Annotated in this window: 17 protein-coding genes; 6 read left to right on the plus strand and 11 right to left on the minus strand. The window is 63.5% G+C overall.

Going from position 1 to position 26,610, the window contains the following annotated elements; all coding sequences use genetic code 11:
- From ACFQND_RS19240 to ACFQND_RS19255, 4 genes are all read right to left on the minus strand, one after another.
- A partial coding sequence (locus tag ACFQND_RS19240; RefSeq protein WP_377414363.1) for a two-partner secretion domain-containing protein occupies positions 1 to 7,479 on the minus strand: 7,479 nt, incomplete at its 3' end.
- 381 nt (positions 7,480 to 7,860) lie between these two features.
- On the minus strand, positions 7,861 to 8,538 hold the full coding sequence (locus ACFQND_RS19245; RefSeq protein ID WP_371437601.1) for a response regulator: 678 nt from the start codon (positions 8,536 to 8,538) through the stop codon (positions 7,861 to 7,863).
- The gene (locus ACFQND_RS19250) at positions 8,535 to 10,745 is read right to left on the minus strand and encodes a CHASE domain-containing protein (protein ID WP_371437602.1); all 2,211 of its coding nucleotides are present in this window, start codon (positions 10,743 to 10,745) and stop codon (positions 8,535 to 8,537) included. The genes ACFQND_RS19245 and ACFQND_RS19250 overlap by 4 nt, the downstream gene beginning before the upstream one ends.
- A gap of 7 nt (positions 10,746 to 10,752) precedes the next feature.
- Positions 10,753 to 12,036, minus strand: coding sequence for an ABC transporter substrate-binding protein (locus ACFQND_RS19255; protein WP_371437603.1), 1,284 nt, complete (start codon positions 12,034 to 12,036; stop codon positions 10,753 to 10,755).
- A gap of 278 nt (positions 12,037 to 12,314) precedes the next feature.
- Here ACFQND_RS19255 and ACFQND_RS19260 point away from each other — a divergent pair, with 278 nt between their 5' ends.
- The 6 genes from ACFQND_RS19260 to ACFQND_RS19285 all read left to right on the plus strand — a co-directional run bounded on the left by ACFQND_RS19260 (position 12,315) and on the right by ACFQND_RS19285 (position 20,155).
- Entirely contained in the window at positions 12,315 to 14,267 is a 1,953-nt protein-coding gene (locus ACFQND_RS19260) for a sensor histidine kinase (protein ID WP_371437604.1), read from the plus strand.
- Between the two features lie 118 nt (positions 14,268 to 14,385).
- Positions 14,386 to 15,381 carry a Bug family tripartite tricarboxylate transporter substrate binding protein gene (locus tag ACFQND_RS19265; RefSeq protein WP_371437605.1) on the plus strand — a complete coding sequence of 332 codons (996 nt, stop codon included), beginning with the start codon at positions 14,386 to 14,388 and terminating at the stop codon, positions 15,379 to 15,381.
- A gap of 181 nt (positions 15,382 to 15,562) precedes the next feature.
- Positions 15,563 to 16,267, plus strand: a complete 705-nt coding sequence (locus ACFQND_RS19270) for a response regulator (protein WP_371437606.1) — start codon at positions 15,563 to 15,565, stop codon at positions 16,265 to 16,267.
- 1 nt (position 16,268) lies between these two features.
- Complete coding sequence (locus ACFQND_RS19275) at positions 16,269 to 18,161, plus strand: sensor histidine kinase (protein ID WP_371437607.1); 1,893 nt, start codon at positions 16,269 to 16,271, stop codon at positions 18,159 to 18,161.
- 239 nt (positions 18,162 to 18,400) lie between these two features.
- Positions 18,401 to 19,546: a helix-turn-helix domain-containing protein gene (locus ACFQND_RS19280; RefSeq protein WP_371437608.1), complete on the plus strand. Its 1,146-nt coding sequence runs from the start codon at positions 18,401 to 18,403 to the stop codon at positions 19,544 to 19,546.
- Positions 19,547 to 19,627: 81 nt separating this feature from the next.
- Positions 19,628 to 20,155 carry an FmdE family protein gene (locus ACFQND_RS19285; RefSeq protein ID WP_371437609.1) on the plus strand — a complete coding sequence of 176 codons (528 nt, stop codon included), beginning with the start codon at positions 19,628 to 19,630 and terminating at the stop codon, positions 20,153 to 20,155.
- A gap of 51 nt (positions 20,156 to 20,206) precedes the next feature.
- Here the strand turns inward: ACFQND_RS19285 and ACFQND_RS19290 are convergent, their stop codons facing one another.
- From ACFQND_RS19290 to ACFQND_RS19320, 7 genes are all read right to left on the minus strand, one after another.
- Complete coding sequence (locus ACFQND_RS19290) at positions 20,207 to 20,680, minus strand: copper chaperone PCu(A)C (protein WP_371437610.1); 474 nt, start codon at positions 20,678 to 20,680, stop codon at positions 20,207 to 20,209.
- A 21-nt stretch (positions 20,681 to 20,701) separates the two neighbouring features.
- Positions 20,702 to 21,304: an SCO family protein gene (locus ACFQND_RS19295; RefSeq protein WP_371437611.1), complete on the minus strand. Its 603-nt coding sequence runs from the start codon at positions 21,302 to 21,304 to the stop codon at positions 20,702 to 20,704.
- A 34-nt stretch (positions 21,305 to 21,338) separates the two neighbouring features.
- Positions 21,339 to 21,812, minus strand: coding sequence for a copper uptake system-associated protein (locus ACFQND_RS19300; protein ID WP_371437612.1), 474 nt, complete (start codon positions 21,810 to 21,812; stop codon positions 21,339 to 21,341).
- Positions 21,813 to 21,861: 49 nt separating this feature from the next.
- The gene (locus ACFQND_RS19305) at positions 21,862 to 22,854 is read right to left on the minus strand and encodes a DUF1775 domain-containing protein (RefSeq protein ID WP_371437613.1); all 993 of its coding nucleotides are present in this window, start codon (positions 22,852 to 22,854) and stop codon (positions 21,862 to 21,864) included.
- 55 nt (positions 22,855 to 22,909) lie between these two features.
- Positions 22,910 to 25,279 (minus strand): TonB-dependent receptor, encoded by a 2,370-nt coding sequence (locus ACFQND_RS19310; RefSeq protein ID WP_371437614.1) that lies wholly within the window; start codon positions 25,277 to 25,279, stop codon positions 22,910 to 22,912.
- 93 nt (positions 25,280 to 25,372) lie between these two features.
- Positions 25,373 to 25,762, minus strand: a complete 390-nt coding sequence (locus ACFQND_RS19315; RefSeq protein ID WP_371437615.1) for a DUF2946 family protein — start codon at positions 25,760 to 25,762, stop codon at positions 25,373 to 25,375.
- Positions 25,763 to 25,800: 38 nt separating this feature from the next.
- The gene (locus tag ACFQND_RS19320; protein ID WP_371437616.1) at positions 25,801 to 26,571 is read right to left on the minus strand and encodes a molybdate ABC transporter substrate-binding protein; all 771 of its coding nucleotides are present in this window, start codon (positions 26,569 to 26,571) and stop codon (positions 25,801 to 25,803) included.
- Positions 26,572 to 26,610: the final 39 nt, after the last annotated feature.

Genomic DNA, 26,610 nt, shown 5'->3' on the forward strand with positions numbered 1-26,610 from the left:
AGCGCTGAGGGTGCCGTCATAGGTCTTGGTGACGTTGTTGGTGGTCAGCACCAGGTTGGCCTGGTTGATCGTGCTGGTCGTGTTGTCGGCATAGCTGACGTTGTAGTTGGCGTTGTTCACGCCATCGCCCACCGTCACGCCGCTGGTCGTCACAGTCTTGTTGCCAACACCTGCATTCTTGTTGGTAAAGGCGAATGTGCCGCCGGTGGTGTTGTCGCCCGCGAACACCGTGCCCGCCGTCACCACCACCGCGCCGGTCGCACTGGTCGTTCCGTCATAGGTCTTGGTGACATCGGAAGTCGACAGGGTCACGTTGGCCTTGTTGATGGTGCTGGTCGTGTTGTCGACGTAGCTGATGTTGTAGTTGCCCGTGACATCCGCATTTCCGCTGTCCTTGATGGTCAGACCGCTGGCCTGGACCGTCTTGTTGCCGATACCGAAATTCTTGTCGGTGAACACCTGCGTGGCTGCAACGTTGACCGACTCGCCCGCACCAGCGCCGGCCAGCGTACCGACAGAGCCCGTTCCCGTTGCGTTGGTCGTACCGTCGTAAGTTTTAGTCACGCCGGTGGCCGTCACCGTCAGGTTGGCTTTGTTGATGGTGCTCGTGGTGTTGTCAACGTAGGCGATGTTGTAATTGCCCGTCACGTCGGCGTTGCCGCTGTCCTTGATGGTCAGGCCGCTGGCCTGGACCGTCTTGTTGCCGATGCCGAAGTTCTTGTCGGTAAAGGTCTGCGTGGCTGCAGCGTTGACCGACTCACCTGCACCAGCGCCTGCCAGCGTGCCGACAGAGCCCGTGCCTGAAGCGTTGGTCGTGCCGTCGTAGGTCTTGCTCACGCCGGTGGCGGTGACCGTCAGGTTGGCCTTGTTGATCGTGCTGGTGGCGTCGTCCACATAAGCAATGTTGTAGTTGCCGGTGACGTCGGCATTGCCGCTGTCCTTGATGGTCACGCCGCTGGCGCGCACCACCTTGTTGCCGGCGCCCGCGTTCTTGTCGAGGAAGGCCTGGCTGCCGCTGGCGTTGACGACTTCGCCGGCTGCCGCGCCGGCCAGCGCGGCCACCGTGCCCGTGCCTGTGGCACTGGTCGTGCCATCGTAAGTCTTGGTCACACCTGTGGCCGTCACCGTCAGGTTGGCTTTGTTGATGGTGCTCGTGGTGTTGTTGGCATAGCTGACGTTGTAGTTGTTGCCGCCATTGCCGTCGTTCACCGTCACGCCGGATGCCGTCACCGACTTGTTGCCGGCGCCAAAGTTCTTGTTGGTGAACTCAAAAACCCCTCCGCTGGCGGTGTCGCCACCCAGCAACGCCGTGCCGGCCGCGGCCACGGCGGTGCCTGCGGCCGAGGTGGTGCCGTCATAGGTTTTGGTGACATCGCTGGTCGTCAGCGTCAGGTCGGCTTTGGCGATCTCCAGCCCGCCGCCGATGATGTCGTAACCCTGCTGGTTCGAGTAATAACCCGTGGCGTAGCTGCCCGCGTTGCGCGCGGTCACGTTGCTGCCCGATACACCCGCGGTGACGGTGGTGGCGCCAGCCTGCGTATTGCCGTTGTAGGTCACACTGGTGTCGGCCAGGGTCAGCCCGGTCAGGAAGCCGCGCAACAGCGGGCCGGTGTGGCCTTCGTAGATGCGCCAGGTGGTGCCGTCGCCGCCCACGTTGCTGGCGTTCCAGCCGGCGTCGATAAAGGTCTGGGCCTTCATCCTGTCCGCAGTGGTGATGCCCGTGCCACCGGCGCTGGTGGCCTGGCCCGTGGTCTGGGTGTCCCAGAAACTGTTGCTCACCGTACCGCTGTTATCCAGGCCCACCAAACCGCCCGTGTCGGAGAACCCCGACACCGTGCCGGTGGCGTAGCTGCCGCTCACGGTTCCTGCATTGGTTCCCACCAAGCCACCTGCATAGAAGGCGGAGAACACGAAGCCGCTCGCATAGCTGTTGCTGACGGTCCCGGTGTTCACGCCGACCAGCCCGCCGCCGCTGTACACACTGCTGTACACGTCCGCCGAGCTATGGCTGTTGGTGACCAGCCCATTGTTGTAGCCCACCAGCGAGCCTACGGTCTGGTTGCCGCTAACGGTGCCGCCCGTCAGCCCCAGGTTGGAGACCGTCCCGCCGTTCATGGAACCGATCAAACCGACGTTATTTTCGGCGGGCCTGTTGATAAGCAACTGGTCGACTACATGGCCGCCGCCATCCAGGTTGCCGGTAAACACATCACTCCCACGGGCGATTGGGTTGAAGCCCGCCCCCGCATTCCAGTTCACGGTGCCACTGGCATCAATGTTGTTGGCCAACTTGAAGTTCTTGTCCAGCATGCCGGCGGAGCCCGCGCCCTGCAGGCCGTAGATGTCGGCAATCTGGTAAGCCGTGCCGGTGCTCAAGCCGTCGCCGGCCAGCGCGCGCACAAAGGTGCCGCCGCTGATGCGGAAGTCGCCGGCGGAGAACGCGGGGAGCGTCCCGCCGACCTGGCTGAAAGTGCCGGCCTTGAGGTCGAACACACCGCTGACGTTGATGGCGGCGGGCGCGCTGATACTGCCCTGGGCATTGAGCCCCAGACCCGCAGCGGCTATGTCGCTGGCCAGGTTGATGCCGCCTGCCGTGGCGGTGAGGCTGATGTTGTCGTTGGTGGAGGTAAAGGCATTGCCCACCGTGATGCCTGAGGCCGCGTTGGACGTCAGGCTGACGTTTTGCGCCGCTCCTGTGTCGGTGCTGATGCTGTAGTTGGCGGTGTCCAGCGCATTGTCGGTGGCCACGGCGATGTCGCCGGTGGCACCGGTGGTGGTAAAGCTCTGCAGGCCTGTGGTGTTGGCGCCCAGCGCGATGCCGTCACGGGACGAGGCGGTCAGCGTCGTAGCCGTGATGTTGTTGGCGCTGCCGTTGGCGTCGGTGATGGCGCCGGCCGCAGCCGTCAGACTCACATCGCCGCCTGAAACTGTCTTGAGGTTGAGGTCGCCCGCGGTTGCCGCGAGATTGACCGTACCAGTCGTACTGACGTTTTCGACCGTGCCGCCATTGGCCAAGGTGATCGCGATCGGCCCACTGGTGTCGGTCGCGGTCAGGGAGGCCGTGTCCACACCCAGGTTGATGCCGCCTGCGGCGGACAGGGTCACACTGCTCGCGCTGACGGGCCCGGTCCCGCCCAGGGTGCTGCCGCTGCCAATCGACAGCGTGCCGCCGGAAGACGACGCACCGTTGATGGCGCCGCCCGGCACCGTGGCGCCGCCAAAGGTGACGCTGCCGATATTCAAAGCCGTATTGTTGTACAGGATGACATTGCCACCCGCCGTGAGGGACAGGTTGTTGGCCTGGGTGACCAGGCGCCCGTTGCCGGAGCCCTCACCGACGGCACCGCCGGCTCTGATGGCCAGGTTGTTGGCAACCAGGGAGTGGTATTCGTTGGTTTGCGTAATGCTGCCGCCAGCGTAGGCATACAGGTCGCCGCTCGTTGTTTCGGCCCGGGCTTGGTTACCAACGCCGATGTTGCCGGCCGCTTCGAGCCGGATGTTGCCGCTCACAGTGGAAATCAGTCCGTTATTCGTCAGTGTAAGGTTGCCACCGGTGCTCAGGGAGACATTGGCAGAGCCCGTGCGGCCGAGGCCGGAAAGCGTCAAGTCGCCGTTGGGCACGGCGAGGTCAAAGTCGCCCGGCACAAAACCGTTCTGGAACTGGTTGCTCAAGGTCAACGCGCCGCCGGCATAAGTGACGCGCAAGGCGCCGGCCTTGGTGGCCGGGTTGACGAAGCCGTTGCGCGCCGTGCTGTTCGCGGCGGCAACGCCGAGACGGCTGCTCATGTCGGGCGCCGTGGCGCCTGTCATGTCCAGCGCGCCGCTGCCCGCACCAATGCCGCGGTTGGCAATAACGGCCACCGAGAGCCCGTTGAAGTAGTTGCCTGCGGCCTGCCAGACATAGCCGTCTGTGGCCGTCACATTCACCGCCTTGCTGGCGCCTGCCACAGCCTGGGCACCCGTACCACTGGCTGCACCACCCAAGGCGTTGATACCACCGGCAATGGCCACATTGCTGCCTGCACCGCCGACACCGGCAGAGCTGACTGTCACGCTGCCAGCCGCACCGCCGCTGGCACCGCTGCCGAAGCCGTTGCCACCGCTACCATTGCCACCCGCAGCGTTGATACGGCCATTGATCAGGACACTCTTGCCCGACGTCGTTGCCGTCGATGTGATGGACACATTGCCGGCCGCTGCACCGTTGTTAGGCGCATTGCCACCGCTGGCATTGCCGCCTTGGGCCTGCACCGCACCGTCAACCTTGATAAAACCCGTCGAACTGACGGTGATGTTGCCCGCCGCCTGCAAGGTGCAGCTTCTGTTGCCATTGCAAAAAGCGTCTCCGGAATAGCTGCTCAAGGCACCCGTGCTGACATCTGAACTGCCCGTACTGGCGGTGACGGCAATGACACCGCCCCTGCCTGTTGTCAGGTTGTTGCGCCCTGTGTTGGCACTGGCACCTTCGCCGTGTGCATCAATAAACCCCGTCGTGACATTGCCTTTGCCATTGACCGTGACGTTGCCACCGTTGCCACCGCTGGCACCCAGCGCAAACTGGCCCTGGAAAGAACCAATACCGCCAGCGGCCGAGATATTGCCCGTGGTGACACCAGAGTTAGCACCCAGCCCTTCCACCGTGACTGCACCCGCATGACCACCGTCGCCGATATAACCAGGCGCCGCGCCGCTGGAAGAAAGATGGCCCGTCTGTATGGCCGAACTGGCCCCATTGCTGCGGATGAGGATCGCGCCGCCGTTGCCACCCACCCCGTAAACGCCTGCTGCACTGGCCGCGCCGTTGCCGCCAGCAGCGTCGATATTGCCTACGGTGATTGTGTTGTTGTTGCCTGTGGCGGTCTGCAAGGTGACGCTGCCGCCACTGCCGCCGCTGAAGGCCGCATTTGAACTGGCACTGGTGTTACCGCTGCCGTTGTTGGCCGCGCCGCCCCTGGCGGACAGGCTGCCCAAAATGTTGATGCTGGCAAAGGTGCTACCCAGAGTGCCGATACTGATGCTGCCAGCGCTTTGACCATTGGCATCCACCGCGCCGTTGGCGCCCGAGGTGGAGACGGCGGTTCCGGTTTCGTTGATGGTGAGGCTGCGGCCCGCGCCCAGCGTGGCATTGGCACCCACGGTCGTCACAAAGGCGCCTGCGTTCTGGGTGTAGTTGTCGTCGGCCTGCAGGTTAATGGTATTGGCCGCGCCACCGGTGGTGATGACGGATTTATTGAGCACCAGGTTGTCCGTGGCGCCGCCCGTATCGACGGTGGCCAGCGAGATCGGGCCGCCCGTGCTGCTCACGCCGACAATGGCGCCGCCCGGGACGACCGAACCGCCGAAGGTGGCCGTATCGACTGTCAGCGCGCCGGTGTTGCTCACCGAGATTGCGCCAGTCGCCACCGCCGAGAGCGTGTTCACCTGGGTGTTGAGCTTGTCGTCGCCGGCCACCGTGGCGGCGCTGTTGCCGACATAGCCGCTGGCGCGTATCGCCAGATTGTTGGCGGTGATGGCGATGCCGGAGCCGCCCTGCTGGATGTTGCGTCCCGCCAGGTAGACGTCGCCGGTGGTGGTGATGGAGCCGGTGCTGGCGGTGTTTCCGGTGCTCAAGATGATGTCCCGGCCGGTGAGCTGCACATTGCCGCCGTTGGCGCTGATGGTGGCGCCGTTGGCGATGCCGATGTCGCCCGCCGCGGCGTTGGCCGTCAGGTTCAGTGCCGCGCCACTGCTGCTGATGGACTGGTTGATCGCGATGTTGTTGGCCGCGCTCAGGGTCAGGGTGCCGGCGCGCGGGCCAGTGTAGGCCACGCTGTCGACCACCGTGATGTTGCCCGCGCCCGCACCGCTGGGGTTGGTAGTGGTGACGGTCACGTCGTTATTGGCCAGCGCGGCCGTAAGGGACGCGGTGGTCAGCAGCGAATCGTCCACCGCGCCGCTGGCGGCAAAGGGATTGCCCGCGCCGCCGTCGGCGCTGCTATCACCCACGGTATAGCCGGCCGCGGCATTGGCGCTGGCGTTGTCGACGGCGATCCAGATATTGGTCGGGTCCAGCAGCAAAGTGCCGTAACGGCCGTGCGCCGCGGACGTGTCTACCTCGCCCTTGAAGGCCAGCAGGCCCTTGCCCGAGACCTCGACGAAGCCGCCGTTGCCGCTGTCAGCGCCGCCCTTGGCCGAGATGCTGCCGTTGTAGCGCGTGGTGCCATCCGACCAGACGATCACTTTGCCGCCGTTACCAGAAGTGATGGCGTCGGCGTTCACGTTGGCGTCCGCACTCACATAGGTGGCCGAGGCGTTTTTAACCGCCGCGTTATTGCCCTGGAAGTCGCCGCCTATCAGCGCGGTGCCGCCGCCGGCGTCGCCTGAGACATCGACTTTGGCCGCATCAAACAGGCCCACCTTGTCGCCGGTGATTTGTATTTTGCCGCCCTGCTCGCCCGCGCCTTTGCCGCTCGCGTCCAGCGTGCCACTGACGTGTACCACGCCGCTGTCGCCGCCTTCAAGGCGAATCACGCCGCCCTGGTTGTTCAGGGTCTTGGCTTCAATGACACCCGAATTGTTGACCACCGTGCGCAGCAAGGCGTCCGTCGCACTCGCCGTCAGGATCACCTGCCCGCCGTCGGCCTTGATCAGGTGACGGTTGTCGGCCAGCGCATTGAGGGCCGCCTGGTCGATGCTGTAGCCCAGCAGGTTGCCGTTGTCGATATTGAGCGTGACCTTGTTGCCGGCCGCCAGCAAGGCGGTGCCCAGCGTGGCGCCGATCACGCCTTCGTTGCGCACCTCGGGCGCCAGCAGCGCGATGTAGCCGCCGTTGGCCGCCGTCAGCGTGCCCTGGTTGACGACGGAGCCGGAGGCACCCGAGCCGGTGAACACGTGGTTGCCGGCCATGAAGTCGGCGTTGCTCATGGAAAGCGTCGAAGCCACGAGGCCGCCGACGTTGACCTGTGATCCGGCGCCAAACAGCACGCCGTTCGGGTTCAGGATAAATACCTGGCCATTGGCCGTGAGGCTGCCCAGCAACTCGCTGGGGCTGCTGCCGGTGATGCGGTTGAGCGCGATGGCTGCCGCATTGGGCTGGTTGAATCTCAGCGCCTCATTGGCTGCTGTAGACAAGGACGTCCAGTCGATGGCCACCCGCTGGGTGCTTTGGTTGATGGTGGTGATGTTGCCTACCGTGGAGATGCCGGCTGCGCCCGCGGACACGCTGGCGTTGGCCGCATCGGCGGCACGCGCTTCATGCGTGAAGACAGCCAGCGAGGTGAACAGCACCAGCGCCGCGCGGCACGCGGTATTAAGCCTGAAGCTCGTGCCGCCACCTCCTCTTTCCCCTCCGCCCGCCTGCACGGCCTCCCACTGCACGCTGCTGCGCGCCGAGCCACCCTTGCTGCGCCCTTTGGCGTTTTCCGCCACCGCCACCCACAGGCTGAGTGCGGCATTCCAGACAAGGCGATAAATGCGGTTCATGCTGGCGTGGCTTTTCATGGCAGTGGCTTTCTGGAAAAAAGAGGCAGTGGCAGATCCTGTACAGGGGTTTGCGCGGCGTACACACCTGTGACAGAACGTGCGAATCGTAGGAGTCCTCCCGTCACCTGTATGTCCCCATTTCTAGGGACGCGAGGGCAGCGCAGCTGGTGGAAGTTCTCCTTTCGGGCCGCGCACTTCCCTCCCCGGGATGAGACGTTCACCGGACAGCGAAAGGCTTGGGGACATCCTTGCATGCGGGTGATTCTGTGCAGCAAGCGGTTACACGGCAATACTGCCAATGCAGTAGTCAACCCGCCCTTGCAGCGCGGACGCAAGGGGCCGGATCGATGGCTTGTCCCCAAAACTGGGGACAGGCTGGCGCAAGCGATGACGCGCCGTTCAGGACGGCGTGTAGTAGCCGCGCTGCACGGCGTAGGCGGTAATCTCCGCCGCGTTGCGCAGCGAGAACTTCTCCATCAGGTTCTGCCGGTGTGTGCGCACCGTCAGCACGCTGATGAGGAGCAGCTCTGCGATCTCGCGGTTGCTCAAGCCCCGCGCCACCAGCGACATGATCTCGCGCTCGCGCGGCGTGGCCACCAGTTCGTCGCGCGCGGCATCAAGACGCAGGGAACGCGGCAGGAAAACCGCGGCGATGTTGCGGCTGACGTACTGGCGGCCGGCCAGAACCGCATGCACCGCCTGCAGCAGTTCGGCGCTGTCCTCACTCTTGTGCACATAGCCGTCGGCGCCCGCCGCCAGCGCCTGCCTGACGGAATGCGGCTGCAGGTCGCCGGTCAGCACCAGCACCTTGATGGATTCGGCGAACTCCGCCTTGAGGGCGGCAGCGATGTCCACGCCGTGCAGGCCGGGCAGGCCCAGGTCCAGCAGCAACAACTGGGGACTGAACTGCCGCACCAGCGCATCCACGGCCCGGCCGTCGCCGGTTTCCGCAACGACTTCGAAGCCGGGCTGGGTCGACAGCAGCATCTTCAGGCCGTCGCGCATCAGCGCGTGGTCTTCCGCGAGAATGATCCGGGTGATGGTGCTCATGGTGGGTAAATCGCTTGATATGTTCATTGGATGCTTTTCAACAGTGCGGCCAAAACCTGCGGCTCCACCGGCTTGTAGACCAGGCGCAGGCCGTGGCGGGCTGCTTCGGTAACGGGTTCGGGCGAGGTGTCGCCGGTGATGATGACAGCGGACACCTGGCGTCCCAGGCGGCGCTCCACCGCCTCGACGGCCTGGATGCCGGTCACGCCATTGCCCAGCCGGTAGTCCGTCAGTACCAGCGCCGGGGCGCCTCCCTGCGCGCCGGCGGCGGCCACCGCCTCATCGAGTGAAGCGGCTACCCGCACCGGGTAACCCCAGGCGGCCAGCAGGCGCTGCATGGACTCGCGCACCTCGGGGTCGTCGTCGATCACCAGCACGCTGCCGTTGAAATGGCCGGCCTCCTGCGCGGCGCTGGCGGGTGGGGACAAGGGTTCCGCCGCGCGCGGCAGCACGACCGAGAAGACCGAGCCCTTGCCTGGCGTCGAGCATACGCGTACGCGCCCACCCAGCAATTGCACCGAGCGCGACACGATGGCCAGCCCCAGGCCCAGGCCGTGCTCGCTGTCGCGCGCCACATCGGGCACCTGGTAGAACTCGCCAAAGATGCGGGCGCGTTCTTCGTCGGCGATGCCTATGCCGGTGTCTAAGACCTGAAATTCCAGCGTGTCCCCGCGCGGCCGGCAGCCCACGAGGATGCGCCCCCTGTCGGTGTAGCGCACGGCGTTGGCCACCAGGTTGGAGAGCACGCGCGCGAGCACCAGCGGGTCGGTGTCCACCCACAGGCCGCGCGGCAGCAACACCTTGAAGCCCAGACCCTTGGCTTCAGCCGGCCCGGCAAAGGCGTTGTTCAACTCGGCCAGCACGCCGGCCGCTTCGACCGGCCGCCTGGCGACGGTCACCGTGCCGCTGTCCAGGCGGGACAGGTCAAACAGGCCGTTGAGCAGACGGCCCAGCCCGTTCAGGGCCAGTTGCAGGCGCGCGGCGATGTGACCCACTTCCGCCCCCGGGATTGCCGCGCGCCTGCCCATGGCCTGCAGCGTGGCGACGAACAGGCTGAGCGCCTGGATGGGCTGGCGCAGGTCGTGGCTGGCGACTGCCAGGAACCGCGACTTGGCGTGGCTGGCCGCCTCGGCATGCTCCTTGGCGCTGCGCAGGCTTTCGGCGGCGCTCAGCGCGCGTATGCGCCGGCGCAGCAGGAACCAGCTCAGCAGGGCCGCCATCACGCTGGCCGCCGCGCCCAGCCGGGCCACCAGCTGCAGCTTGCTGATGGCAATGGCGGTGGTGAAGTTGGGCAGCGAGCGCGCCGTGAGCGTCCAGCTGTAGCCGCCCACCTCCACCTGCTGCGTCGCGTAGAACAGCTTGACGGCGGACTCGCCGCCCACACGGTCGCTGTAGGTGTCTATCAGTTGGTCGTCGCCCTGCCCCGCGCCGTCGTAGACATCGACGGTGATGTTGGCTCGCTCGCCGAGGATGTTGTCCATCAGCCCGTCCATGCTGAAGGCGGCGTAAATCCAGCCCGCGATGTTGGCGCGGCGCTCGGCCACGGCGGCCTTCGGCCTGCCGTTTTTGTAGACCGGCAGGTACATGCGGTAACCGGCCTGGACCTGGGCCGCGTCTTCCTCGGGCAGCTTGACCTTGTTGGAAATCGCGATGCCGCCGCTGTCGCGCGCGGCTTCCATCGCGGGGCGGCGCGAAGGTTCCGAAAAATAATCCGTGCCCAGGGTGCTCAGGAAGGTGGAGCCGGTGGGCTCGAAGTACAGCGCCGAGGTGCTGGCGCCGCTGTCGCCAGGCGGCTGCACCGTATAGGCCGGAAAACCCTGGCTGCGCACCGCGGCAATGTGGCGCTCCCGCTCGTGGGGCAGCACGATGAGCGCAAAGCCCATGCCCTGCAGGCCCGGATGGTTCTGGATGCGCAGGTTGGCCACAAAGGACTGGAAATCGCCGCGCTGCACCTGCTCGGCCGTGGCGAACAGGCCGTGCGTGGCACGCAGCGCCTGCTCGTAGGCCAGCATGCGCTCCCTGAAGAGGCTTGTGGCTTCCCGTACCCGCGCGTCGAATTCGCCTTGCAGCACCTGCTCGATCTCCCGGCGCTCGCGCTCCCAAAAGTACCAGGCCATGGACAGGGCCAGGCCCAGCACCACACAGGGCAGCAGGTAGCTGAAGAAGCGCAGCCGCCTGAACGCACGGAGCCGGGCTTTCGGGGCTCCGGGCTGGGATGGGGCCATCGTCGTCATGGGGCCCCTAGCGCTGGTAAGGCAGCAGGATGCGCTCGGCCTCGGCCTGTGCGTCCTTCAGGGCCTGCTGCGCTGTCTTGGCACCGGTGAGCGCCGCCGCCAGGCCGGCATTGAGCGCGCGCGTCACGCGCTGGTTCTCGTGCGTGGAGAGTTCGGCTACAGCCTGGGGCAACTGGTCGCGCGCGACGGCCGCCTGCGGAAAATCCGCCACATAGCTTTTCATCGCACCGGTTTCCCAGGCCGCCGGGCTGACGGCGATGTAGCCTGAATCGATGCCCCAGCGCGCGGTGCGCTCCGGCGCGACCATCCACTGGATAAAACGGAAGGCGGCTTTTTGCTGCGCCGGCGAACTTTTGCGGAACACATAAAAATTGCCGCCCCCCGTGGGCGAGCCGAAGCGCTTGTTGCCGGGCAGCATGCCCACGCCGAAATCAAAGCCGGCTTTGGCCTTGAGGTTGCCCAGGTTGCCACTGGTAGTCCAGATCATCGCGGTTCTCCCGCTCAAAAAATCATTGGGCGTAGTGCCCCATTCAACAATGCCGGGCGGATGCACCTTCTGCTCGCGCGAAAGGTTCACCCAGTACTGCAGCGCCTCCACCACGGCGGGCTTGTCAAAGTAGGTTTTGGTACCGGCTGCGTTCATCAGCTCGGCGCCGTTGCCCGTGGCCAGGCCCTGGAACAGCCAGTAGGGAAAGCCGGACGACGGGATCTGCACGCCCCATTGCGTGGTGTTGCCGACCGCATCACGGCGGGTCAGCTTGCGGGCGTAGTCGGCCATCTCCGCCCAGTTACCGGGCGGGCGCTCCGGGTCCAGGCCGGCCTGTTTGAAAAGTTCCTTGTTCCAGTAGAGCAGGATGGTCGAGCGCTGGAAGGGAATGCCCCAGGTCTGGCCGGCGGCGCGGCTGTTGGTCATCAGGGCCGGGTAAAAGCCGCGCAACCAGGCCACGTCGTCGGCATTGGCGACTAGGTCATCGAAAGGCACGATGGCATTGGCGTCGATCAGCGTGTACATGTCGACAGCGAAAAGCACCGCCGTGTCGGGGGGCGTGCCGCTTTTGTGCGCCGTCAGCGCCTTGACGATGGAGTCTTTGTAGGTGCCGGTGTAGATGGGCTTGACGCGGATGTCGGGGTGGCTCTTCTCAAAATCGGCGGCCAGCGCTGAAATGCTTTTGGCGACGGGGCCGCCCACCGCGATGGGGAAATAAAAAGAGATGTCTGTCGTCTCCGCACGACCGGTGCCCGCGATGGCCAGAGCCATTGCCAGCAACGCAGCTTTCAGAGTGTTCGACATGGCGCGTTCCGGCCTTCTTCCTTGTTTGCCTTGCTGTTGTCCGCCTCCCTCGGGCGTGTCCGGCATGTGCGCGCGCTTTCGTCACTCAGCGCACATGGCCGATCGACGGGATGCTAAGCCGCAGCAGCATGTTTGTCTGTCCCAATTTTTAGGGACAAACCAGCCGCCCTGTCACCTGCAAAATCGCTTGCCAGACGCAAGCAGTTCTGCCGCCGGGCGGCCATTCGCTATCTTTTTAATAGCTTGCTGCGCTTGCCAAAACCGGGCTGGAGACCGATTTGCCTGTTATTTCGCCTTACCGGAGGCTTTCACGCGAATGGCAGGGAGGCTGCGCGGCGTTGCTGCTGCTCACGCTGCGGGCACTGGCATGCCCGTACCCGGCCCATGCCGCAGAACCCCTGCACATTACCTCCGCCGAGCTCTTCGCCGTGGACGGCCATGGCTTTTCGCCGCCGCCCTACACACTGGACACCGTCGCCCTGCCCGGCCCCTGGGAACCGGTGGCCTTGCCGCATGCCCTGCCTCCGCAACTGGTGCCACCCGGCGACGACACCATGGGCCCGCAGACCGTGGTGACCTGGTACCGCACACAGTTGCCCCCGCTCGCCTCTTCGCCTGAGCCAGGCTACCTCTACATTCCGCGATGGAAAACCGACGGGCAGATTGCCGTGTACGGTGACGGCCGCCTGCTGTACCAGTCGCATGCCAACTGGCTATGGAACGGCTCCAACCATCCGCTGTGGATACCGCTGGACGAGACGGCCGACGCGCAGCCGCCGCAGGCCCTGGTACTGCGCATCGAACGGCTGCGTGCCACCGGCGGCGCGATCTCCAGCCTGTGGCTGGGCGACGAGGCTGCCATCGGCTGGCGCTACCGCGTGCGCGACGCGCTGCAAATACAGCTGCCGCTGATGACCAGCGCGGCCTTCCTGGCCGTGGGCATGTTTGCGCTGGCTGTGTGGCTGCGGCAAAGAAAGGCCTTCCCGGGCGCCTCGCTGTACCTGCTTTTTTTTATCACCTCGGCGGTCTCGTGGATCCGCTGCCTGCACTATTACGCGGGCCAGCACCGGCTGCCAGTATCGGATGACTGGTTTGGCTGGCTCACCGTCAATTCATTGTTCTGGCTGGTTGCCACCGCGCACTTTTTCCTGGTGCGCCTGCACCACCTGCCCCTGCCATGGCTGAACCACCTGGTCATCACCGTCACCGCAGCCACCAGCGTCTTGACCTTGCCGGTGTTTCCCGGAAACTGGCCAAACGTAACCGTGCTGGCGCCGCTGGCCTATATCCTGCTGCTGGCGATGGGTGCCACGGCTTTTACCTGCGGCTTGCGCAATGCATGGCGGGCCGGCTCGCGTGACGGCATGCTGCTGGCCGGCTGGAGCCTGCTCAGCCTGACGTTCGGCGTGTATGACTGGCTGCTGCAAAACAACCATGTCAGTGTGGAGGGCAGCTTCCTGGGCTCCTATGCCAGCGTGGGGGCTTTTTTCATCTTCATGTACATCATGTTTCGCCGCTATACCGGCGCGCTGGATGGCGTGCGCCAGGTCAATGCCAGCCTGGAGGAGAAACTGCAGGCACGCGAGGCCGAGTTGACGCAAAGCCACATCCGCCTGCGCGACATCGAGCAACGGCAAACCCTGAGCCAGGAGCGCCAGCGCCTGATGCAGGACATGCACGACGGCCTGGGCTCGTCGCTGGTCAGCGCCCTTCGCGTGGTGGAGGGCGGGCGGCTGCAGGAAGCGGAGGTAGCCGAGGTACTCAAGAGCTGCATTGACGACCTGAAGCTGGCGATTGACTCCATGGAACCCATTGGGGCCGACCTGCTGCTTTTGCTGGCCACCTTGCGCTTTCGCCTGGGCAACCGCCTTGAAAGCACCGGCATTGCCCTGCGCTGGGAGATTTCCGACCTGCCCGCGCTCGACTGGCTGGACCCGCGCAACGCGCTGCATATCCTGCGCATCCTGCAGGAAGCGCTTGCCAACACCCTCAAGCACGCCCAAGCCACCGAGATACGCGTAACCACCAGCACAGCCGACGGCTTTGTCACCGTGACCATTGCCGACAACGGCACCGGTTTTTCCGTGGCTCAGGCCATGCACCGGGGTGGCAAGGGTTTGTCCAACCAGTTGCGCCGCGCACAGGCCATAGGCGGTGAGGTACTGCTTGAATCGTCGGCAGCCGGCACGCAGCTAACCTTGCGGCTGCCGGTCAATCGTCTGAACGGCTGATCTCCGGGAAATGGCGAAGCGGGCAAGCGGCGCTGCCCGGAAAACCCGCAGCCCCCAGGCACTGTTATTGCAGCAAAATGGGCACCTGTCTTTTTTACCCTTCAATCGGAGCTTTCCCATGGGCAAACCACAATCCGCGCGCGTGATCAGCACGCTGCGCAACACCCTCATCATTGGCGCCGTCCTGTTGGCCGGGCTGACTGGCGCCGTGCAGGCCCAGACCAGCACCATCCGTTTGCTGGTCGGTTTCCCCCCGGGCGGCGGCACCGACGTGATCGCCCGGACGCTGGCAGAAAAACTCAAGGACCAGTTGGGCACCAGCGTGATTGTGGAAAACCGCGCCGGTGCGGGCGGGCAAATTGCAGCGCAGGCACTCAAGGCTGCGCCTGCCGACGGCATGACGTTTTTCCTCACGCATGACCACACGGTGTCCATCCTGCCGCTGGTGACCAAAAATCCGGGTTTCGATCCGGCAAAGGACTTTGTAGCGGTGGCCGGTTTTGCCACGTTTGTGAACGCGCTGGCGGTGTCCGGCGGCACCCCGGCAAAGTCAATGAACGAGTATGTGGCCTGGGTGCGCAACACGCAGAACGGCAAGGGCAATGTGGGCATCCCCGCGCCAGCTTCGGTGCCGGAGTTCCTGGTCAAGCTGATCGGCGAGAAATACAAGCTGGACCTGCAGGCCGCGCCTTACCGCGGCAGCGCCCCCATGATCGCGGACATGCTGGGCAACCAGATCGGTGCCGGTGTCGGCTCCATTCCCGACTTCATTGAAAACCACAAGGCCGGCAAGATCCGCGTGGTCGCGGTGCTGGGCGGGGCGCGCCAGGCGGCGCTGCCGGATGTGCCGACATTTGCGGAACTCGGCCTGAGCGGATTTGAGGACCTGCCTTACTACGGCATCTTTGCGCCCGCCGGCACGCCCAAAGCGTCCATAGACCGGTTTGCCGAGGCCGTGTCCAAAGTGGTTGCCATGCCCGAGGTACGTGACCGGCTGACCGCCATGGGCCTGACGGTGGGCTACATGCCGCCGGCACAACTGGCCAGCCGCGAGCACGCTTATGCACAAACCTGGGCACGCATCATCAAGGCCAGCGGCTTTCAGGCCCAGTAACTGCAGCCGGGCCCGGGTTGCGCGGGGCACGGGCCTGCATGCACGGCGGCGTTTTGTCGCCAATTCTGGGGACAGCCCCGCTGCATGCATTGACGCACAATCGGGCATTCCAGGGCCGCCCGCAGTTGCAGCCCTTCACGCCCATGCCACATGCGCGTGCAACAACGCAGGAACCGATGCCATGCAACCCAGTACGGACCGACAGCTCATACAGGTGGCGCTTGTAGAAGATGACGTTCATTTCCAGAACACCATCATCGCGGCCATAGAGGCATCACCGGACATCCGCCTGACCAGCATGGCCAGTACCCGCGCGCAAGGCCTGCACGCACTGGCAAAACCACCCGCCGACGTGCTGCTGGTCGACCTCGGCCTGCCCGACGGTTCAGGCGTTGACGTGATCAGGGCCGCGCATGCGCAGTGGCCCACTTGCGCCGTGATGGTGTGCACCACCTTTGGCGACGAGGCGCATGTACTCCAGTCGATCGAGGCCGGCGCATCGGGTTACCTGCTTAAAGACAGCGCGCCGGACAACATGCTCCATGAGATCCGCAGCCTGCACGGCGGCGGCAGCCCCATCAGCCCGCTGATTGCGCGGCAGATACTGGTGCGCTTCCGGTCTGCATCTGCCATGCCGCCGGCGTCCACGCTTTCGGCACCCGCGGCGCGCACCGGCAACGAGCAGCCGGCGGCTTTGTCCAGCCGCGAAAAGGAAGTGCTGGAGCTGATCACCAAGGGTTTTACGGCCGACGAAATCGCCAGGCTGATGCAGGTTTCACTGCACACGGTACAGACCTATGTGCGGCGCATCTACAGCAAGCTCAAGGTCAACTCCAAAGCCGAGGCGATCTACGAAGCCAGGCACCAGGGCATCCTGGTTTCCTGAAATGCTTGCGCGTGCCGTGCGTCTGCTGCTCCTGTGGGGCGGCTTGCTGGCCTGCTGCACCGGGGCATGGGCTACCACAACCGTCGTTCACTACACCAGCGCCGAAATGCTTCGCGAAGAAGCGGCCAGCTTCAGGCCCCTGGCGGCCACGGTCGATGAAGCCACCCTGCCCGGACGCTGGACCCAGGTAGAGCTGCCGCGCGTGATTGACAAGCCAACGGCTTCAGGCGCCGGCAAGCTGCCCGTCGTCACGACCTGGCTGCGCGTACGGCTAGATGCATTGCAGGGCATGAAGGGCCCAACGCACTTCTACCTGATCCGATGGCTGGCAGCCGGCCAGATCGCCGTGTATGCGGATGGTCAACTGCGTTACCGATCCACCGGCAGCGCGGTCTGGAACCTGTTCAACCACCCAGCGCTGCTGCTGCCGCTGAATCTGACCGCCGACAGCCCGCCGCCCCGGACCCTGCTGATCCGCCTCGACAGCCTGTCCACGCCGGAAGCAGCGATCTCATCCTTCTACGCGGGCGACTCGGACAGCCTTGTCGAGATGGCCGCCAAGCGGGACTGGCTGGCCTACCAGTTGCCCTTCATGTGCAGCGCAGCCTTCCTGGCGGTGGGCTTTTTTTCGCTGGCCGTTTGGGTGGTACGCCGCCAACCCGCCAACCTTTACCTGTTTGCGATTGCCCTGCTGAGCTCGACACGGCGCTGGCATTTCCAGTTGGGCCCTGAAAAACTCATCGTCAGCGACGCCTGGTTTATCTGGCTCACCCTCAATGCCCTGATGTGGCAATCACTGATCACACACTATTTCCTGCAGTTTCTGCACGGCCGTGCCATGCCCCGCCTGAGCCGGGTAATGCTGGGAATGGCGGTGGTTTTTTCCGTCGTCACGCTGCCCGTTACCTCCGTCTTCCCCAGTCTGCTGGCGCTGCGGCCCCATGCCCATCTCCTGTTGATCGGCATGGGCACCTTGGTCCTGCTGGTCGGGTTGTGGCATTCATGGCGCAGCCGGTCGCTGGACGCCAAAATGCTGTCGATCGCATTCTTGCTGAACTATGTGTTCGGTGTCTACGACTGGGCCCGGATCAAGTACGTGCTGGACCTGGAAAGCTACTACCTCACACCCTACGCGGCCATGGTGCTGTTCGCCATGTTTGTTGTGATCATGTTCCGGCAATACGTGGGCGCCCTGAATGGGGTGGAGCGGCTCAACACCGGCCTGGAAGAGCGCTTGCAGAGCCGCGAAGCCGAGCTGGCGGCAAGCTACGACAAGCTGCGCCAGGTCGAGCAGCGCGAGACCCTGAGCCGGGAGCGCCAGCGCCTGACCCAGGACATGCATGACGGCCTGGGCTCCTCGCTGGTGAGCGCGCTGCGCGTGGTCGAAGGCGGCCGGCTCAGCGAGGCCGACGTGGCGGAAGTGCTCAAGGGCTGCATCGACGACCTCAAGCTGACCATCGATTCGCTGGAGCCGGTGGAGGCCGACCTGCTGCTGCTGCTGGCCACGCTGCGCTTTCGTTTGGGCCCCCGGCTGGCAAGCGCCGGCGTCACGCTGCGCTGGGAGATCACCGACGTGCCGGCGCTCAACTGGCTGGACCCGCGCAATGCCCTGCACATCCTGCGCATCCTGCAGGAGGCATTTGCCAACATCCTCAAACACACCCGCGCCAGCGAAATACGCGTGGCCACCAGCGCGGCTGAAGGCTACGTGAATGTCATCATTTCCGACAACGGCCAGGGATTCGATGTCGCCAGGGCGTTTGCCAGCGGCGGCAAGGGTTTGTCCAACCAGCAGAGAAGGGCCCAGGCGATAGGCGCGGAAATCCTGCTGGAGTCATCCGGCACCGGCACGCTGCTGACCCTGCGCCTGGCGGAAAAGCGCCCGGAACCCTAGACCGGATTCGCAGCGACTGCTATCATAAATATAGCTTGTCGCGCCCATTCTCATAGGGCCAGGCACTGATTTGATGCTTAAAAGGAGCTACAACAGTCGTCAAAAGCTCATAACGCACAAATCAGGCTCTGCCACAGCACGCCGGCCAGCAATGCCTCTGTCTTTACGCAGTCACCAAAAATTGGCCACAATGCACCATGACTCCTGTGCCGCCACCCTCACCTGCACTCCCGTCCCTTATGCCTGCGAACACGCAGGACCGCTTGATGCACATCGTGCAGGCAAGACAGGCGGTACTGTATGGCGAACGACCGCAAGGCAGCACCGCGACAGGTCTTGACCACTGGATAGAACGCTCGTGGCAGCGCTGCCTGGCAAGCGGTCACAGGCCTGAACACGCACCGTCGTTTGACATGATTTCCGCCCCCGCGCTGCGGCGCACGCTGGATGACAACCACCTGCTGGTCCAGGCGGCACGGCCGGTTCTGGAAAAACTGGGGCGGGCCATTGCCGACACACGCTACTTCGCCATCCTGACCAACCAGCACGGCGTGGTGGTGGATGTCAACGGCGACATAGACCGCAGCGACCCCAGGGCCAGCCTCATCACGCGCATAGGCACCGACCTGTCGGAGCGCAGCATCGCCACCACGGCGATTGGTGCGGCATTGACCGAATTGCAACCGGTGTGGCTACACCGCGGCGAACACTTTTTTGAAGCCAACGCCGTCTACAGCTGCGCGGGCGCGCCGCTGTTTGGCCCCGACGGTGCATGCGTCGGCATGCTGGACCTGACGGGCATTGAAGCCGCCGAGCGGCCCGAACTCAAGCACCTGGTCGCACAGTCGGCACGCAGCATTGAAAACGCACTCACGCTCGGCAGGTTCGAAAAGCCTGGCGGCCTGCTCATACGCCTGAACTGGCCCGGCCGCGCGCTGGGCGACGAGACCGACGGGCTGGTCTGCCTGGACGCCGACGGCTACCTCCTGGGCGCCAACCAGGCAGCCCGGCAAATGCTGCCGCAACTGGGCTACCCGGCAGGTCCACGGCTGCATTGCAGCGACCTGTTCGCGATGGCCTTCGAGATGCTGTTTGACGCCGCGCGCCACCAGGGCAGCCCTGCCGGTGCGCTTGAAGTTCCGCTGTGGACCGGCCTGAGGCTGCATGCCCTGCCTTTGCTGACGGGCCCGGGCAACCTGCCGGCGCCGCTGCGCCTGTCGTCCACGCCGGCCTCGGCACCACAGCCCCTGAAAGACATAGAAACCGCGCTGATCCGCAAGGCCGTGGACGATGCACGGGGCAATGTGCTGAAAGCGGCCAAGGCACTGGGCGTGAGCCGCGCCACCGTGTACCGGCGGCTGGGCGCGGCGGTCAAGCGGCGTTGAGCGAAGCACCTGTTTGCCTCCGCGATCCGGTCATGTCATGCCTGCGCCTTTAGCCCGTTTCTACTGTTTCAAGGCTCTTCCATGCGCTTCAAACCATTTACATCCATCCTTGCCCTCATCCTTGGCATATCCACAAGCGTGGCCTCGACCGCTCAGAACCTCGCCGTAAATTCCGACCGCACGCATGACGAATGGATTGCACTCGGGGAGGCCGTACACGGCGGCTTCGGCTCGCACATTGCGCTCGGCATACGCATTGGCCAGGACGCCCTGCAACGGCTGGGTGCCAAACGCCGCGAGGTCAATGTGAAGGTCACCGAGGGTAAAAACTCCCCATGCGCCTGTGTTGCCGACGGGATCATGATCGCGACATCCACCTCACCGGGACAAAAAAGCCTGGTGGTCGCACCAAAGACCGAAGATGCAACTTACATGACGATGATTGAAGTCACCCACAAGGCAAACGGTGCAACGGTCAGCTACCAGGTCCCGGCATCAAGCATGGAACCACTCGCCAGAATGAACCCGGGCACTTCGCCCAGACAAAGGCTGGACATGGTTTTTGGCATGCCCGCAGGACAGCTCTTCGAGCTGACCGGCGCCAGATAGTGCCGTAGTCGGGTAAGTGCCTGCACACAAACAGGCGCCGGCATCTCGCCTTCAGTGCTTGTGCTCCATGGACACTTCCGGCTTGGCCGCGGTGTTCAGCGCGCGCACCTGCGCCTTGACCTGAACCGACTCGCGTTTGCCGTCCTTGCTCTCAAATACCAAGGTCAGCGGAACGATCTCACCTTCCTTTACCTGCTGCTTCAGATCCATCAACATCACGTGGTAACCACCAGGCTTGAGTTCCACAGTCTTGCCTGCGGGTAACTCGATGGCCGGAATCTGCCGCATCCTCATGATGTGGTCCTGCATGGTCATTTCATGCACTTCAACCACAGCCGTCAGACTGGAGCTGGCCGAGACCAGCTTGCTGTCTTTTGCAGCATTAAGTTGCATAAAGGCACCTGTCGCCCTTTGCTGCGGCACTGTAGCGCGCACCCATGCATCCTTGACGGTGACCTGTGCATGAGCACTGGCGGCGGCCAGCAAAGAAAAGGCGATATAGATAGACCGAGTGATGTTTTTCATGGTACTTTCCTTGTGCAAAAGTCAGGTTGATGCAACTAGCTGGCGCAAATCACCAGCGCACTCTTCTGCGCTCTGGTTGTGACGCAGCGCAAGACGCAAATTGCCGGAAAAATCAAACACGTAACTGAACGTCGAGTGATCCATGGTGTAAGACGCGCCAGTCGGCACTTTTTTGTAATGTACCTTGAAGGCATTGGCTGTTTCGCGTGTTTGCTGCAAAGTGCCGTAAAGACCAATAAATCCAGGGTCGAACACCTGCATGTAGGCCTTGAGCACCGCAGCGGAGTCACGCTCAGGGTCCACCGTGACGAACAGGACCTGCAAGCGCTCGCCGTCCACGCCCAGCAAGCCCTTGATAGCCACGGCTCGGGCCAACGCCGTGGGACAGACATCCGGACATTGCGTGAAGCCAAAAAACAGCATCACCAGCTTGCCCTTGAAATCGGCCAGCGTGCGCTCCCTGCCGTCCGTGTCGGTCAGGCGAAACTCCTTGACGTAAGCGTGATCCGTCAGGTCCATGCCCTGAAAGACAGGCGAAGCCGGCTTGTTGCATCCGGCCAGGCTCAAGGCCGCAGATGCAAAGCCTGCAAGCAAGGTGAATCGACGCGTAGGTTGGTGCGACATCATGGCTCCATGGCTCATATCAACAGCTCTGAACTCAATGCGCGGGATGTGGCGCACTGTGATGGCCAGCCAGCCGGGGATCGTTGGGTGTGCCAAACAGGCCAAACCGTTTGACGCGCTCAGGGCTGACCGACTGCTCGGCCTTTTCAAGCTGTGCAATCAGTTTTTTGGCCGTGTCATTCGAAATGCCCGCATGGCTCAGTATCTTGACTTTCTTGAAGTCATTTCCACCGCAGGCCATGATCTCCCAGGCCCCCTTGCTACGACGCAGCAAGGCGCGACCGCCCATATCTGCCTGAATCCAGTCTGCCAGCGCATAGTCGCCCACGATGACAACAGGCGCAGTTTCAACTGCCTTGCCGGGCTGGTCGTAGGTTTTGGCGATCACCGCCTTGATCTGCTCTTCAACAGGCTTGTCACTGCCTTGGGCGAAAGCGGCTGAAAAGACAGCGGGCAACAGCAATGCCATGCAAGCCCGGGCCACACGTCGAGAGATTGCGTTTTTCATAAAAATTCCAGATTCGGGAAAGATTCAAGCCAAAGAAAACTACCGCGGCTCAGTGCTTGTGCGCACTGTGGTCCATCTCGGTTTCGGCTGGTTTGCCGCCAGTTGCCGCTCCTGGTGCATGGACAGATACTGGCAATTGCACATCCAGCTTGCTCTTCACACCTTTTGCGTCCTTGAACATCAGCGTGACTGGCACCGTACTGCCCGCCTTCAGCGGCTGCTTCAGGTCCATCATCATGACGTGGTAACCGCCGGCCTTCAGTTCCACGGTTTTACCGGCAGGCAGGTCCAGGCCGTCTAGCGCGCGCATCTTCATTACGTCGCCGTCCATCTTCATTTCATGGACTTCGGCCACACCAGCCACCGGTGATGAAACACCCACCAGCCGCGTGGCGGCTTTGGATGTGATCTTCATGAAAGCGCCGCTGGACTTCTGGCCCGCCACCGTGGCACGCACCCAGGCGCCGGTCACCTGGACCGGCTGGCCGGGCGCCGTCAGCTGCTGGGCCACCGGCGTGAGGCCAGTCACCTCCAGCAAAGCCGCAGGTGACTTCAAGCCCTGGGTGGAGGTGCCGGATGCCGGAACTTCGTTCCAGTTGTTGCTGCCGCTCTCGCAAGTCTGCAAGACCTTGAACCACATCGGGCCCGCAGTGTCAGGCAGCTTGCCGCGCAGCATGAACTCATCAAAATACGTCTCCTTCAGCGCGGCGTCCTTGCTCGCCGCAGTCCAGGTCACCATGGTTACGTCTTCGCTCACCTGTTTACCATGCTCGGTATAAGGCTTGGCAAGTTTGTCCAGCTGGGTGGACAAGGTCCAGCCCGCCTTGGGATAAGGTTTGGCGCCCTGGAAGCCCGGCGGGATCTGCACTGAAATCGCGGTGGTCGACGAACCATTGCAACCGTGGCCGACCTGGAAAACCGCCTTGTAGGTGCTGCCCGCTGCAGCGGCCCTGTTTTCCAGAACGATATGAGAAAAAGCGGGCATGGCCGCTGCAGTGACTGCGCAGGCGGCTATTACTTTTGTAGCACTCAGGATTTTCATGATGAGCTTTCGATGATTGAAAAGGTTGGGGACCGGGATAAAAAGAGGTTTGCTGTCACAGGTCGAACTTGAGCTCGGCCACCAGCGTGCGTTGCGGGTAGGGGTGGAAGTTCCAGAACTTGTAGTTGTTCAGGTTGTCAATGCCCAGTGCCGCCGTCCATTGCCTGCTGACCTGGTACCTCACCCGTACGTCGGTGGTGAAGTATTTGCTGGTACCCATGTAGGTAAAACCGTTCACGTCGCTGTTGTCCAGGCTGGAGAACTGGTTGCCGCTGTAGCGCGCGCCAAAGGTGGCCGTCAATGCCGGGTCGAACCGGTAGCTGACCAGCGCGGTGGCACGCCAGACCGGCACGCGCGGCTGGTACTTGCCTACGGTGTCACCTGGCGTGGCTACAAACCCGGCGTTCTCGCGGATGCGTGAATCGGCATAGGTCACACTGCCGCTGAAGTCCAGACCTTTCTTGAACACGTCGTTGCCGCTATAGGCCACTTCAAGTCCATTGGTCTGAATGCGCCCGACGTTCTGCACGCGGCTGATGTTGGTGTTGGCAACCGGGTCAAAGGTCTGCTGCGAATACAGCGAGTCGCGTGTGTTCTCGGTGAAAAAGGTCACGCGCAGCAAGCCGTTGCCCAGATCCTTCTCGGCTGTGAGTTCCGTGGTCCAGGACTTTTCAGGACGCAGGTTCGGGTCGTTGATGAACTGGACCGGGTTGGCGCCGGTTGGCGTGGTGGCGCCGTACAGCTCGCCCACTGTCGGAAAGCGAACCGCGCGCCCGGTCGAAGCCTTGAGCACGGTATCACTCGACCACTGGTAGGAAAGTGCGGCTTTTGGCGACACAAAATTCTCACTGCGGGACGCGTAGCTGGTGTTGTTCGCATTGCCAGCGCCAAAATTGGTAAAGCCGCTGGATGCACGCCAGTTCTCCAGGCGCGCGCCAAGAACGGTTTTCCAGCCGGGAGCAAACGCCCAGGCGTCCTGCCCATAAATGCTGCGCAACTGCGTTCTGCCGCCCACGTCGCTGGCAACCGTACCAGGGCTATCGCTCAGGTAATTACCGGCGATATTCGATTTGAGGATGCGCAGTTTGTAGCTGTCCTGCTGGTAACCGAAATCCGCAATATGCGCGCCCTGGACACCGTCCGGGCGCCAGATGCCCTTGAATGCCAGCGTGTTCCAGCCTGTGCCGCCCTGGTCCTGCAACGTGCCTGCGCCGCCGTTGAGCGACGCGGGTTGTGCAGTCCCCGACGCGCGTATCTGGTCCTTCTGGTAGTTGTAGAGGCTGGCCGCGACCTCCCAGTCAAAAACTCCCCGGGTGTTGGACTTGACCGACAAGCCGTGCATCACGTGTTCGAGCGACTCCCTGCTCACACCAAAAAGTGTAGGCGCAAGGGTGTAGGCCTTGCCGTCAATGCTCACCGGGCCGCTGTAGACGGCCGCCCCGGCTGTGTTGCGCAGATAGGACTGCGAGCTGTTGTCCGTCGCGGTCGACCAGTAACCCAGCGTGTAGCTCGCGCGCACCGTAGGCGAGAAGTCGTAGGCGACCTTGAGCTTGGCATGGTCCTGTGTCGTCTGGTACTGCGTGTTGCCGCCAAGCACCAGCCACGGAACATTCTTCGTCGTCAAACCAGGCACGGCCCCCGTCACCACTTGCTGGCCGGCGGCGTTGTTTGTGCTCAGCGCCGTCGTGGCAAATGTCAATGGCTGGCCTGAGCTTCTGGTGCGGTTGGCATTGACAAACCACGACCAGTCACCGTTTTTGTTGCCCAGTGACGCGCTGGCCTGGCTGCCGCCATAGTTGCTGTCTGTGCCGTAGAGCTTGAAGTTTTGTGTAAAACCGCTGAGTTTGGCGTGTGCCTCGAATTTTGTCGGCATGCGCGTGACGTAATCCACCACCGCACCGACCGAATTGCCAGCGTAAGCCGCAGAAAAAGGCCCGTACAAAACATCCACACGCTCGATTTCCTCGGGCGTGACCAGGCCCCAGCGCGGCGCGTAGTTGGTGCCGTTGGCAATGCCGTTGCCCAGGTAGTTGGACAGCAGGATGCCGTCGGCATACACCATGGAGCGCGCCGAGTTGCCTGTGCCGGATGCCCGGCTGGACAAAATGGCATGGTTGTAGTCGCCGATATAACGCTTGCGCACCAGCAGGCTGGGGAAGTACTTGAGCGCGTCCTCGCTGTCGGTGGCGTTGATGGTCTGCTCGATCTGCTCCTTGGTCACGCCTTCAATCGTGGTCGGGATCTGGGTCGGCAGCGAGGTCGGCTGGCCGCTGTTGACCGTAACCACACCCAGCGATTTGGCAGGCGAGTCGGCAGAAACAGCCGGGGCCGGCTGCGCGAAGGCGAGAACGGGAAGCATCATCCCCGACATCACGCCCGATAACGGAAATGCAAAACGCGAATGGCTCGCGCAGGAAGATTTCATGGAATCCACACTTTGAAAAGAACAACAGGCAGCGCAATGACGGCAAGGTCAATGCGCCAGAAACCTCAGACGGGATGCCCGAGGTGCGTCAGTTCAAAGTGCAGGCGGCCCGCGGCTGAAAGGCAGGCCGGGAATGGACCCGGCGCTATGGGCCGGCAGGGAGACACTGGCAAGCTGGTTGCCAGGGAAACAGGGGATGGCCACCACCGGCAGGGGCGGCAACACAAGGCCCGATGCGCCGCACAGCTCGCAATGCGAGCCGGCCTGCGGTGTGTTGCCGTTGCCGGCATCGCCAGCGTCGGCGCTGCCGCTCCATGATGCGCTGTTGACGGCACAGATGCCGCCCAGCTTGCCTGTACGAACTTCCTCGGCCAGCATGGACGCTGGCGCCACCAGCGCCGACAGCACGGCGAGGAAGCTCAGGAATGCCGCGACACGGGCCCACAAGGACAGGCGTACACGGGATGATGGCAAGGAAGACACGGCCTGATTATAGGGATGCGTAGCAGACCGCCGGAAGATCAGGGAGCCCCAAAGCCGAAGCTGCCGAAGACGGCCTGCGCAGCGGGTGACCTCAAATACTGAACAAACCTGAGCGCAGCGGCATCACCGCCAAGGGCCGTCAGGCCATAGGCGGCGCCGACTTCCAGCGCGGGCGGGACTGCCACCACATTCAGGCGCGGGACCTCTTTTGCGGCCGAAATGGCATTGGTGCAGTATGTCAAAAAGATATCGGCCCGGCCCTCATCCATCAGCCATGCGTAGGTGCCCCGGCCGGCCGGCGGCTGCGGTGTGCTGGCCGAACCTGTGAGCTTGAGCGCCTTGGCATCCAGCACGGCATAGGCGCCTGACACCACCGCATCGGCACGGCGGAACAAATCCCAGGCGTAGTCGCCCGACGGGTCGGCTTTCGGCGTGGACGTGCCGACCTTGATGGCCGGGTTCAGCATCAGGGTCAACAGGTTGGCCGATGTTGCATTCACAGCAGGACTGGCCAGCGCGCACAGCTTGTTGCTGACCATGCGGACAGGTTTTTTCCAGGCGCCGCCAGCACTGGCCAGTTTTTCGGGATGCTGCATGTCGGCGGAGGCAAACACCTGCGCCGGCTCACCCTTTTCAATCCGCTCGCGCAGCAGGCCGGAAGCGCCAAAGGTCAACTCAAGTTTGACGCCAGTGGCCGCTTCGTAGGCACGGGCGATCTCGATCAGTGGTTCACGCAGGCTGCCTGCGGCATAGACGCGCAGCGGCGCAGCGCCTGCAGAAGGTGAGGCGGCGGGTTGGGCTTGCGCCATGGTCAGGCTTCCTGAAAAAATGACTACCGCAGCAGCCCA

This window comes from Polaromonas aquatica, assembly GCF_042659145.1.
Lineage (GTDB): Bacteria > Pseudomonadota > Gammaproteobacteria > Burkholderiales > Burkholderiaceae_C > Polaromonas > Polaromonas aquatica.